Source organism: Spiroplasma endosymbiont of Colias croceus (assembly GCF_964020095.1).
Classification (GTDB): domain Bacteria; phylum Bacillota_I; class Bacilli_A; order Mycoplasmatales; family VBWQ01; genus Spiroplasma_E.
In genome coordinates, this window is record NZ_OZ026536.1 from 531571 (window position 1) to 544671 (window position 13101).

The following is a 13101-nucleotide window of genomic DNA, read 5'->3' on the forward strand; positions in this document are numbered from 1 at the left end:
ACAAGGAATAATAATTTATAAGTAGGTATTTAATTAACATTTTATTTTCTTTTTCATTTTTTCGTTAAAAAGATTTTATCATTTTATGACTTATCGACTAAAAATCTATTTTTTATTATAAAATAACTATCATAATGTTCTTCTTATTAAAAATTAATCAAAAAAGATTTTAAACAGGTTCTTAGAAATTATGAAATCTAATAATGAACAAATTAAATCAGTATTTGATAATAATATATTTAAATTATTTCATTATTCAAATTGAAAAGTAAATAATCATAATTTGACATTAGATATGATTAATGATTTAGAAGAATTAAAAGTATTAGACCCTATTAAAGCACAAAGTTGATATTATGGTGTACCTAGTATTTTAAGTGGTGCTATATTTGCAAGATATTTAGATAAAGTAGGAACTAAATTAGATTTTCAAGTACAAAGATTAACTGGTGGATTAGATATTGGTATGGCAACAAGTAGTAGTGGTCATCCAACTGCTGCTTCATTATGATTTATTGGTGAAAATGAAAATGGAAGAAGAGCGCATAAAGAAAGTGAATTTTATCATAGTAATGTTACTATGCAATATAAAGATACTGATACTTTAGCAAATGATATTATTAATTATTATTTAAATGAAAGTAAACGTTATATAGCAATGATATTTGGTTTTACTTGTTATGTTGATTATGGTAATGGTGGATTAGTATTTATTGATGTTTTAAAAAGTTGAGTTAAAAAACGTAATATAACATGATTAAAATTTATAGCAGTAGATAAATTAACTTTATATTTAAATGATAGAATTGATTTTACAACAATTTGTATGCTTAAAAATATTATTAGTTTTAATTGAGAAAAATGTCTAGAAACTAAAAGACAATATAGTTTAATGCAATGATTAGATAAAAAGAAATTAGATACTAATAATAATACTCCCAAAATGTTAGATTTACATGATGATACTTGAGATAGTGATATGTATGCTTTAATGCATGAAATGAAATGATTAATTAATGGTATTAATAATAAATTATTAATTAATAAAAATAAATTTAATGGTGATGAATTATGATAAATACAATGGAATATTTAAGTTGTGATAAATCAAATTGATATATTGATATACCTATGATTATTGCTCAAAAATCAACTAAATTATGATTAGGTAAAGGTTTTTTATTTAATTCAAGTAAAAAAGAAATATTAGATTATTTAAATGAAATGAATTTAAAAGATAAATGATTAGAAAAATTTTATAAATTTGGTTTACAAAATAGTTTAATGGGAAAAGTATTTATAATGATTATAGTAAATGAAGATAATAGTAAATCACTTAAAATATTACCTAATAGTTTTTGTGGTAGAGTTGCTAAATATAATGAACAAGAACAAGCAGCTGAATTTTATTTTATTAATGAACAAGCAGATAGTGCAACTTTAACTTGAGTAACAATTCAAAATGGAAAAGTTAAATATGAAACATATAAAGATAATAATAAAGATATTATTTTAGGTTCTACAAGAACTAAATTAAAACCAAATATTACTCCATTAAAAACTTATGAAATTAAAAATCCATTTAATTATATACCTATTTTTGAAATTACTAATTTACCAATTATAAATTTATATGGTAATGCTACAACTTTAAATGCATATCCAGATTGTACACCAGTATGAGATTTAATTTGAGATTTAAATCGTGTAATTAGACAAAAAAGATTAGAAAGAGAATTAAATGTTACTACTTTATTTGCATCATTAGATAATGAAACAGTTAAAGAAATGCAAGAAAATGGCAATATTGTAGAAAATCCTAAAAAAGATATGTTTGTTAATGTTGGTAGTGCTGGTTATGATAAAAATGGTAATGGTGGTATGCAAATTATTCAAGGTGACCCTAAATTTAATGAATATTGATTAGATTATAATGGTACTGCTAAAGTAATATTTAATGGTGCTGGATATGATTATGATGAACATGGTAATGATGTTTATACTAATAAAACAGAAAGTATGTTTAATAATAAATATGATATGGAGACAACAGAAATAAAAATAGCATTTTATAGTGCTTATTTTTATCGTATATTTGATTTATTACTTATTAGTGAAAATTTATGAAATGGTATTGGAGAAAGACCTTATAGTTTTAAATTTATTCCAATTGCTATGACTGACCAAATAATACAAGACCAAATTATTAATTCAAGATTAAATAATGGCACAATGACAGTCATTGAAGCAATTGGTGAATATGATAATATTGACCAACTTATGGCTGAAAATAAATTAGAAAATATTATTAATGAAAATCAAAAATTAAATAAAGATTTAGGAGGTAATAATAATGAGCAGACATCAACAAATACAATTAATGAAACACGCTCACATGAGATTAAAGATGCAACAAATATTGATTAAAAGACAAAGTCATTGAAAAATATTTCCATTTGTTATAAATAATGGTGCTATACCTTTAACTGAAACTGGTTATAAACCAATTAATAGTAAAATAAGTGATTTTGGACAATATGAATTAATATTAACTGGTAATACTCCAGTTGTATGTATTTGAAAAAATAGTACAAAAATATATCAAAAAAATAAAGGTATAACAGACCCAAATACTCATAAAACTACAGGTCAAGATGAATTTTATACAAAAGAATATAAAATTGGTGATTATTGAAATGCTTATTTAATTGATGATACAAGTGGTGTTGATTTTAGTAATTTACCAAATAATCAAATATTTAAAACAGTACAAACTAAAAGACAGTATACTTTAGTAATGTTTGAAGAACATATTACAATTGATGATTATTTACAATTTTTTGTTGTATTTAATGATGAAAATGAAAATATTGGTGGTAATTCTGGTAAAAATCAAGATAGACAATTATTATATATTTCAAATGTAACAAATTATTATAGTCCTTATAATGGTGCATTTAGTATACAAGTATTAACTTTTAGTAGTTTAAATGATAGAGTAATTAGTAGTGGTCAAAATACACTTGATTTTGTACAATATGCAAGTCCTGGTAGTGGTTATGCTTTTCCTACTATTCAACAAGGAAAAGTAACATTAAATCGTACTTTAATGTGTGATATAGGAGTAAGATATAGTCATAGACAAAGTTATGGATTAGAATTATTATCAAGTTGTTATTATTATGGAAGACCTATTATTCAAGGACAAAAACCAATACAACAAAATAATGAAGAAATATTTGAAAGTAAAGTATTTGCTTCAAGAAGATTATTTATTGCTGGTAATAATGAAAAATCTACAACTGATATTAAAAATAATGGTGGTTTACTTGCTGGTATAAATGATAAAATAACAACAAGTAGTCATCCAGAAACTACATTTTATAATATTATGGATGCAAAACCTACGGGATTTACTAATTTTAAAAATTTTACAGAATGATTAAAAACTTCATTAAATTTTCAAGATAATTTATTTGTAACAAAAGATTTTAAAGGTATGCTTTCTTTTGATAAAGATAAAGCAATAAAAAGTAATGGTACAGCAATTGGTAATGCTAAATTCTTTTGAGATAGTGAATGAAATATTAATAATTTAACGGGTAATTATAATGTAGATATGAGTAGTAATTTTAAATATAAAGACCCAGATACTCATTTAATTATAGGAAGTCCAACTGTTGATTATAGTAAAATATCACAAAAATATATGTCTGCAATATTAAATTTTAATTCAGTTGTATTTAGTCCATTAATACAAATGCCTTATGATTCAAATCAATGATTACCTTTTGCTTTAAGTGATATTCCTTTAATTGGTAAATTATTAAATGCTTTAACATTAGGTATATGAAGTAGTTGAGTTATTACTCAAAATGTTCAACAATATAAAAAAATGTTATATTTTAATGGTTTTATGAGTGCATTTTTTACAAGTAATTTAGAAAGTATTATTGGTAATGGTGGTTTAATTCCTTTAAATGCATTTACAAATGATAATGATTTTACTATTGGTAAATTATTAGGTGCTAATGTTTCAACCACTGCTATGACTATGAAATTAAGTGATAGAGTATCAGTATATCCATGAGACCCTACTACTGGTCATAAATTAGAAACTAAAGAACAAATATCAACTGTTGATTTATCACAAAAGAAAAATAATAAAGTTTATATTTTAGGAGAAGATACTGAATTTTTAGATATAGCAAGTCCATTTACAAATGAAGATACTGAATGTCAATGAAATCCTACAAGTAATGGTGTTATTGATGGTTTAAATTATGCTTATATTGTTGATACAATTGTAACTCAATCATTACATCAAGGTGAAGAAAGACATACATTTTATAGTGATAATCCTTTTACTTATCAAGGTGATTATAATGAAATATCAGTTGCTCAGTTTCGTTATAATAATATGGGTGCTTTAACTGGTAATGCTTTTAATTGAACAACTTTATATAAATTAAATCATGATGAATATGAAGAAACTGAAGAAACTACATTTTCATATCCAGCAAAAATATTACCACCAAGTCCACAAAATATAGCAAAATCAATTATTATTATTCCAGATTTAAAAGTAGAATTAAATTATAAAGATATACCATTAGTAACCACTCCTAACAATTCTATTACTGATAATAGTGATGAATGATTTAATACGAATAATCCAATTTCTAAAAACATAGATATTGATATTAAATCAAAATTAGACCAAACATTATTAATTAACACTTTTAATGATTTAAAAAGATTTTATAAATCAGTAACTATTTATTATAATTATAATATAAACTCTATAAGTAATAAACATGGTGGTGGTTATGATACTAAAGAAAGTTTTAATCCAGCAAAAGAATTAAATAGTTCAATTGAAATTAATTTAAATGATTTAATATTTTCAAAGTCAATGCCTAATATTGATAAAAAAAAGCATTTTGAAAAAGGTAAAATTGGTAACCATTCTTCTGGATATGCTTATGCTTATTATGAAGGTAATAAATCACAATATAATTTAGTAACTTATCAATTCACAGTAATTGCCGGTATTGAATCAAAATTTAGTAATAATAATCCGATTGGATTTGATATATTAAGTAATTCAAACGATAATTTAAATTGAAAAATTAATATTTTTGTTACACCTTGTAAAGGTCATGTAGAAACTATTATAGATTTTGGTGAAAATTCTTATGCTAAAATATATACAAATCAAGAAGTAGCAACTATTTATAAAATAATTTTAAATGCAAGATAAAAATAGTATATAATTATAATAATTTTAAATATTATGATATGGAGAAGTTTAAATATGATTGAACTATGATTAGCAGATTTAATAATACTTTTAGTAATGTTTGGATTAGTATTTTTATTATTAATTACATGTAAAGGTCATGATTTATGTCATAGACAAAAAAAAATGGGTATATTTCTTATGTTCATATCTTTAAACTTTTTTGGTTTATTTTGAGCAAATAAAATATTTAAAAAAGAAAATCCAAATTTTAAATTTTTAGATATTTTCAAAAGAAAACCTAAACAAAATAATATTTTTCCACAATCTTAAATATTAATGTATAATTTATCTAAATACTTATTAAGTGTTATAGAGAAATATAAGTATTACATTTTCATTCTTATATAAGTTAGGTTGGCACCTAATTAAAAAGTTACCTTAACTGGTAACTGGTAATGTTTAGTAATCTGTGTAACTTACAAAAATAACTATGTTTAATTAATTCTAGTAAATATAATTAAATGACTAGAAAGAGTGAGTTACAGATGGCTAAAAAGCAAAATATTAATAATAATGATCCAATATCAAAAGCAGTAGATTTATTATTAGAAAATACTGAAGATTTAACAACAGTTTTTAAAGAGGGAGGATTGTATAAAGAATTAACAAAAAGATTAGTAGAAAAAATGTTGAATTCTGAGATGCAAAATTATTTGGGATATGAAAAGAATCAACATAGTAATAGTGACAATGCTCGTAATGGTATAAGTTCAAAAAAAATAATAACTCAACAAGGTAAAATTGAGATTGATGTACCACGAGATCGCAATAGTAATTTTAATCCTATAATAGTTGCAAAAAGACAAAGAAGATTTGATGGTTTTGATCAACAAGTTCTTTCTTTATATGCAAAAGGTATGACATTATCAGATATTAGAATGCAATTACAAGAGTTATATCATGGTGCTGATATTAGTGAAAGTGTTATTAGTCAAATTACTGATGATGTTATTGATGATGTAAAAGCATGGCAAAATCGACCATTAGAAAGTGTCTATCCGATTGTTTATTTTGATTGCATAGTAGTGAAAGTACGACAAGATAAAAGGATTATTAATAAATCAGTTTATATAGCTTTAGGAGTTGATTTAGAAGGTAAAAAAGATGTTTTAGGTTTATGAATTAGTGAAAATGAAGGTGCTAAATTTTGATTAGCAAATTTAACAGAAATGAAAAATCGTGGCTTAAATGATATTCTGATTGCTTGTAGTGATAATTTAACAGGCATGTCAGAAGCAATACAATCAGTTTATCTTAAAACAGAACATCAATTATGCATAGTTCATCAAATTAGAAATAGTTTGAAATATGTCTCATATAAGCATAGAAAATCTCTAGTTGCAGATTTAAAACCAATTTATACTGCATGTAGTGAAGAACAAGCAATGCAGGCTTTAGAATCCTTTGAAAATAAGTGAAATAAACAATATCCTCAAATTGCTAAATCTTGATATAAAAATTGAGATAATTTAATGGTTTTTATTAATTATCCTACAGAAATCAAAAGAGTTATTTATACAACAAATGCTATTGAATCTGTAAATAGTCAATTACGAAAAGTTATCAGAAATAAAAAAGTTTTTCCTAATGATATGGCAGTTTTTAAAATATTTTATTTAGCAATTGAAAATATAACAAAAAAATGAACAATGCCCATTCAAAATTGAAATACAGCAATTGCTCATTTTATGATAAAATTTGAAGATAGAATTAATCTAAACTAGTACTTTGTAAAACAAAGATACACAGATTACATAAAAGCCTCTGGTAACTTTTTTGTTTATATTTTTATAAACTTGTTATATTATTTGTAGCAAAATTTGTTTTATTAGTTATTGGTAAATGTTGTTCATGATTAATAGTTTTTGTAAAATCATCAGTTCATTTAGTTACATTTTTTTCTTCTAAATTATTTATATCAAATATTTCTCTTTTTGTTCTTATAAATTCATCATCATTATATAATCTAATGCCATTTCCTAATCCTAAAAAACAAGAACCACCTATAGATCCACTTGTATGACCATAACAAGAATCAATTATTTGAAAATGATAATTATCATTTTGTCAATATCAGGTTAAACCAACACTCTGATATATATCAACTCAACCAGCACCTCATCGTCTTGTAGCATAGTTTTGTATTGGTATTTTATTGTAACTAATTGGATGTGATGAAGTGGAATCAGAAAAGTGTTCATTACTGATTATAGAACTATCTAAATTTCTACCATTAAAATCGGTAAGTATGTTATTAGGTTCATAAGGTACATTTCCTCAACTAATTCTTGTTTCACTAAAATCTTCTTTTTTTCCTAAAAATTGTATTTTTTTATAATTTAAAGGATTAATTTTTAATAAATTAAAATCTTGAATTAATTTGTTATAATATTTATTATCACCTCAAGATTGATCATAGATTCTTGCTGATTTATCATTATTATAATATAATTTTAATTCTTTATTTAAATCACAACTTTCCATATTTGATAATTTTTCAGAACCTCATCCAATTAAATTTAAATGATAAATTTCACATTTGTCATTAATTATATAAGCACTACCATTTCCATCTAAAATAATATCTTTTATTGGAAAATTTAAATTATCAAATCTACTTACATGTCCTTCAGGATAAATTAAATAAACACCATTATCTGTTCCTACATATATAGTCCCTTCTTTTAAATTACCACCTTGTGTCTTTTCATCTAAAACTTTTATAGCAGTTATTTTTCCTTGAATTTTATCAATTTGTGGTTTTAAATCACAAAATTTTTCATGTCAATAATTATTATTTATTATTTGTCTTGCTTGTCTTCTATTACAATTATCTAAATTTCGTTTAATAAAAAAAGATAATATAATTCTAATATTGCTATGTCCCAGAATATTTGTAAGTTGATTTATTGGCAAAATTAATATTCTTGATAAGAAATTTACAAAATGTTCATCGTCTCTTCTTCTTAAATAGCCAAATTCAGTCAATATGTTTCTTGCTTCTTGATTTGAATTTGGATTATGTCTTCTATCATTTGGAGTTGAAAGTAAATCTATTATAAGAGATTGAGTACGAGATTCTTCACTTCAATTAACTAATGTATTGTAAATAGGATTGCGATTATTACGTCCTAAAGTAATATATTCATTATTATTAACTAATTGTTGAATAATATGAGTATGAAGTGATCAAAATCTTAATGATTCTGCAGTAACTAAAATTACATCACCCAAAGATCTAGCTAAATTTCCTAAAGCACCTTCTATTAAAATTCCTTGCTCATTAAAATTATCATCCATACGATTTATCAATTGAAAAAAAGAACCTCAAATATTACTTCAGTAAATATTTTCATCGTTTTCACGTATCATATCCCTGTAATCTGGACTAATTCCATTTAACACTATATTATTTTGTATTCCTTCAATTCGTTCTAAAAGAGGAACCGAACCATCTCTAACAGCTTGTGGTTGCATATTCATATTGATATTTGTAAAATCAAAATGATAATAATAATTATTAACTATAAATCCTTGAAGATATAAATTATCTGTTCTTAAAACTAATTCTAAATTATTTTCAATACTTTGTGTATCTTGTTCTCATCGAATTGCAACTGGTAATCTAAAATAACCATAATTTGATTCAGGATTTAAAGCCAAAATAGTATTATCTTCACAAATAAAATCAGCATTAACTAATACATTTAGATCTCTAATTCTTCTTAATACTCCTCTATCAACTAATTCATTAATAATAGTTTGAAAACTAATTTGATATTCTCTTCGATTATTTTGATTAATAATTATTTTTTCATTTAATTTCAAAATTTCTTTAGATGGTCTTGGATTTGGTGTCACTTGTTTTTTAATTCTGTTTCTACTTTTTTGATGACGGTGTTTATGATGTTGATTATGTATAGTTAAATTGCTATTTCATAATGGTAAATTTAATAAAGATGTTTGATTATTTGATAAAGTTAATTCTTGATTTATTGATTCTAAACTACTAGTATTTTTGCTAGCTCAATCTTTAATATTTTGATTATCAATTGACTTAGCATATATACCTTGATTTTCAGAATTAAATAATGGTCCAGATAATAGTCATAATTTAAATCAATAAGTTGGATTAAAATATTTCATTATAAATATTTCCTTTCATTAATAAATATGTGTTAAAAACAAAAAAAGAAAAAACTACTCTAACTTCAACGAATTAGAAAGGCTCTTCTTTTTATTTTATTTATTTAAATAAAAATATTTTCATTAAGTTTTTAACAATTAAATTATACATATAAAAATTTTAAAGTGTGAAAATATAATTTTTTAAAATTTAATTTAATTATTTTTATAATATTCTTTTATTTCTTTTACTTTATTTTTAAATTGTTTTTTATGAAAATAACACATATTAAAAAATTGAACTACACTATCTTCTACATTTAAAGTTTTTAAAGTAACTAATACTTTACTATTACAATCTTTAACAATACATTTTAATAATACTTTTTCTTCTTTTTGTTTTTGCATTATTTAACTTCCTTATTATTTTTAATTATTTTATTAAAAATTTCATATTTATTTACTTCAAAAATAATATTTTTTTTCATACCTTCAAATATTTCAATATTTCATTTAACTTTTTTTAATTCATCAACATTTTTTTCCATTTTTTTATAATTTAAAATAGTAGGATTTTGAATAAATTTTTTCTTTTCTAAATAAATCAATTCTTCAATAACTTTTATTTTTTCTTTGCTCATTATTTATTCTCCTTATTTAAATAATATCAACCAATTAATAAACTATCTGCTTCATCATGATTTGATATTGTTATATTTCAATTATTTTCTTCTATTAAATTTTCACACGTAAATAAAGAAACATTTTTATCTCATTTATAATTTATACCATTTACAAATGTAATAGCAGAAAAATATTTATCATTTTTTACATATCATTTTTTTCATTCACTTGGACTTATTAACATATTTTTTGTTAATAATTTATTAAATTGTCCAGCAATAAAACCTCTTAAATGTTCTTGAGTTTCATAACCAATACCATTTTTTGAATGAAAAGTACCACGTTCAATAATTAAATCTATATCTTCATCTCTTTTTCTCTGAAAAAATATTTCACCTTGAAAATCAATAAAATCTAATTTTTTATTGTTAAAACTAAAACTTCCCATTCATATTGGCTTTCATTTGTATACATATTCAATTTCATTATAATTAACTTCACATTCACTAATTCTTTTTGTTTTTTCTCATAAAGTAAATCCAGTATTTTTAATACTTGGGTCAATTGAAAGTAAATAATTATTCATAATTATTTCTCCTTAATTTAAACTTAGTTTTTTTAATATTTTCATTAATTGTTTATCTTTTTTTGCTACTTTAATTCCATGTTCAATTAATTTTTCATTATATTTAAATTGTTTTCTTTTATTCATTATTTTTTTTCCTTATTTTTATTTAAATTTATAACTAATATTTTTAAACAATTCATACATCAATATTGAGAAAATCAAATTCTTTTATTACAATATTTACATTTATTCATAATTTCTATACTCATTTTTATTATTATTTTTTACATTTTTAAATCTTTCACGAATTTCTTTAAATTTATCAAATAAAGTTTTTAAATAATTTTCACCCATTAATATTAAAAAATCTTTATTATTACTTGGATTTAATCTTTCCATATCTTCTCTTATACATTCATCAAATAAAACTGTATTTGTAATCATATATTTTTCAAAATAATCTAATTGTTTTTCACTTGGTTCTCATTTTTCATTTTGTATTTTTACATTATTATTAATATAATTATTTTGTTGCTTATTATTTTGTATTAAATTAACATTATCATTATCTGGGTCAAGTTCATCTTCACTTAATAATAATAAATTCATTAAAAAATATCTATAAGCATAAGTTTCTGCACTACCTTTTGCTTTTGCTATATCTGTATTTTTAGCACAAGCTAATATATCAAAATATTTAATTTCTTTATCATTATCTAAATCTATAATTGTATATCTTTTAAAATAAGTTATTTCTATTTCTTTAGTATCTAAATAATTTATTTTTCTATCAGTTGTTAATATATCTTCATGTGTAATAACAATATTTAATTCTTTACATAATAATTTAAATTTATTAAAAATATCACTTAATAATCAATATTTATAATTTCCAAATTTATTAAAACCATTTTTAGGTGTACTACCAATTTCTAATTGTAATTTAAGTATTTTTTTATATAAATTATTCATTATAATCACTCTTTCTATTTATTTATTGCTTTTTTAATTAAACTTCTTATAAAACCATTAATTTTCATATTTTTTTCTTCACAAATTTCTTTTAATTTTTCATAATCTTTTTCAGTAAATCTTAAATGAACAATAATTTGTTTAATCATTAAATCTTCTGCTTTCTTTTTTGGGGCTGCTGCCATATTTATTCACTACTTTCTTTTTGTATAAATAATTGTTTAATTCTTTCGCCATATTTACCATTTTCAATATCTTGAAAAAATAATTGCATATCATTTTTTATTTCTTTAAAACTTTTATCTTTCATGATTTATTACACTCCTTTAAAATTTTCTAATTGTAATTCATTAATATAATATTCATATAAGTAATCTCAATTATTACTTGTTAAATACATATCTTCTTCAATCATTTCATCTATACATTTATTACAATAATATGTATTTTCAATTTCATGTAATTCAGAAAATCATATATATTTTTCATTATGAATATTACATTTCATTTTTTTCACCTATTAATTTATAAAAACATTTATTACAAGTTCTATTTGCAAATGATGAATTTTTATGACAAATATCACATGAACCAAATATTTTTTCTTCTTCATATTTTATATATATTCTTTTATCTTCTTTTAAATTCAACATAATTAATTCCTTTCTATAATTTTTAATATTTCTTGTATTTCAATATATTTTTGATTTTTAAGTAATTTTTCATTACATAAATTTTTAATTAATTTTATTTTTTCAACATTTAATAACATATTTAATTTCCTTTAATACTTCAAATAAAATATTTTATTATTATGAGTTGATATATCTTTCATTGGTGTAACAATATAATTTATTGCTAAATCATTATGTTTATATGGATTATTGATTTTAAAACTTTTCATATCTTGTTCTCATGTAATGTTATATTTAAAACATTCTTGATTTTTATCATTTTTAAAAATATAATAACTATTATATTGTTCATAAAATTCACAAGATATTAATTCATTTTCATTTGTATTAATATTTGGAATATTTTTAATATATTTTAAAATATCACTACCTTTAACACTTTCAATATCTTTTGTTATTGATTTTTTACCTAATTTATAATAAAAATCTTCAATTATTTTTAATGCTATTTTTTTATTTTTTTCATCAATAATAGTATCTTTAATAGGAAATCATGTTTCATATTCACCAATTTCTAATAACATACCTTTAGTTGTTTCTTTAATTTTATTTTTAATATCTAAATTAACATTAATCATTACGTATCCTTTCTATGTATAAGCCTTATCACCTACAGTGATAAAAGGCTTATATACTACTAACTACTTATCTACTATACGTAAGGCTTATGCTACTGTAGGTAGCAAAGCCTTGGAGGGTAGGGGTTCTAGGGGAAGGGAACCAAAATTTCTGAAATTTTCAAAGAGCAACAGAAAAATTACTATTGGTTAATTCCAGCACAATAGCCTACATAATTTTTTATTTAGTTATGT

Annotated in this window: 15 protein-coding genes; 5 read left to right on the forward strand and 10 right to left on the reverse strand. The window is 21.9% G+C overall.

Features of this window, described 5'->3' with window-relative positions:
* Positions 1–190: 190 nt before the first annotated feature.
* The 5 genes from AACL24_RS03310 to AACL24_RS03330 all read left to right on the forward strand — a co-directional run bounded on the left by AACL24_RS03310 (position 191) and on the right by AACL24_RS03330 (position 7029).
* Positions 191–1078, forward strand: a complete 888-nt coding sequence (locus tag AACL24_RS03310) for a hypothetical protein (RefSeq protein ID WP_339048651.1) — start codon at positions 191–193, stop codon at positions 1076–1078.
* Entirely contained in the window at positions 1072–2427 is a 1356-nt protein-coding gene (locus tag AACL24_RS03315) for a hypothetical protein (protein ID WP_339048653.1), read from the forward strand. Before AACL24_RS03310 ends, AACL24_RS03315 begins: the two co-directional genes overlap by 7 nt.
* Positions 2354–5263, forward strand: a complete 2910-nt coding sequence (locus AACL24_RS03320; protein WP_339048655.1) for a hypothetical protein — start codon at positions 2354–2356, stop codon at positions 5261–5263. Before AACL24_RS03315 ends, AACL24_RS03320 begins: the two co-directional genes overlap by 74 nt.
* Before the next feature lie 54 nt (positions 5264–5317).
* Positions 5318–5575, forward strand: coding sequence for a hypothetical protein (locus AACL24_RS03325; protein WP_339048657.1), 258 nt, complete (start codon positions 5318–5320; stop codon positions 5573–5575).
* Positions 5576–5790: 215 nt separating this feature from the next.
* Positions 5791–7029, forward strand: a complete 1239-nt coding sequence (locus tag AACL24_RS03330; RefSeq protein ID WP_339049369.1) for an IS256 family transposase — start codon at positions 5791–5793, stop codon at positions 7027–7029.
* 64 nt (positions 7030–7093) lie between these two features.
* On the opposite strand, the gene AACL24_RS03335 is transcribed toward AACL24_RS03330, so the two are convergent.
* The 10 genes from AACL24_RS03335 to AACL24_RS03380 all read right to left on the reverse strand — a co-directional run bounded on the left by AACL24_RS03335 (position 7094) and on the right by AACL24_RS03380 (position 12867).
* On the reverse strand, positions 7094–9451 hold the full coding sequence (locus AACL24_RS03335; RefSeq protein WP_339048659.1) for a hypothetical protein: 2358 nt from the start codon (positions 9449–9451) through the stop codon (positions 7094–7096).
* 195 nt (positions 9452–9646) lie between these two features.
* The gene (locus tag AACL24_RS03340; RefSeq protein ID WP_339046463.1) at positions 9647–9838 is read right to left on the reverse strand and encodes a hypothetical protein; all 192 of its coding nucleotides are present in this window, start codon (positions 9836–9838) and stop codon (positions 9647–9649) included.
* Entirely contained in the window at positions 9838–10071 is a 234-nt protein-coding gene (locus tag AACL24_RS03345) for a hypothetical protein (RefSeq protein WP_339046461.1), read from the reverse strand. The genes AACL24_RS03340 and AACL24_RS03345 overlap by 1 nt, the downstream gene beginning before the upstream one ends.
* Complete coding sequence (locus AACL24_RS03350) at positions 10071–10640, reverse strand: hypothetical protein (RefSeq protein WP_339048661.1); 570 nt, start codon at positions 10638–10640, stop codon at positions 10071–10073. Before AACL24_RS03350 ends, AACL24_RS03345 begins: the two co-directional genes overlap by 1 nt.
* A gap of 228 nt (positions 10641–10868) precedes the next feature.
* Positions 10869–11594: an ERF family protein gene (locus AACL24_RS03355; protein ID WP_339048663.1), complete on the reverse strand. Its 726-nt coding sequence runs from the start codon at positions 11592–11594 to the stop codon at positions 10869–10871.
* A gap of 14 nt (positions 11595–11608) precedes the next feature.
* Positions 11609–11779 carry a hypothetical protein gene (locus tag AACL24_RS03360; protein ID WP_339046455.1) on the reverse strand — a complete coding sequence of 57 codons (171 nt, stop codon included), beginning with the start codon at positions 11777–11779 and terminating at the stop codon, positions 11609–11611.
* Positions 11780–11781: 2 nt separating this feature from the next.
* Complete coding sequence (locus AACL24_RS03365; protein ID WP_339046453.1) at positions 11782–11904, reverse strand: hypothetical protein; 123 nt, start codon at positions 11902–11904, stop codon at positions 11782–11784.
* A gap of 6 nt (positions 11905–11910) precedes the next feature.
* Positions 11911–12102: a hypothetical protein gene (locus tag AACL24_RS03370; protein WP_339046451.1), complete on the reverse strand. Its 192-nt coding sequence runs from the start codon at positions 12100–12102 to the stop codon at positions 11911–11913.
* On the reverse strand, positions 12092–12247 hold the full coding sequence (locus tag AACL24_RS03375; protein WP_339046449.1) for a hypothetical protein: 156 nt from the start codon (positions 12245–12247) through the stop codon (positions 12092–12094). Before AACL24_RS03375 ends, AACL24_RS03370 begins: the two co-directional genes overlap by 11 nt.
* Positions 12248–12378: 131 nt before the next feature.
* Complete coding sequence (locus AACL24_RS03380; RefSeq protein ID WP_339048665.1) at positions 12379–12867, reverse strand: hypothetical protein; 489 nt, start codon at positions 12865–12867, stop codon at positions 12379–12381.
* Positions 12868–13101: the final 234 nt, after the last annotated feature.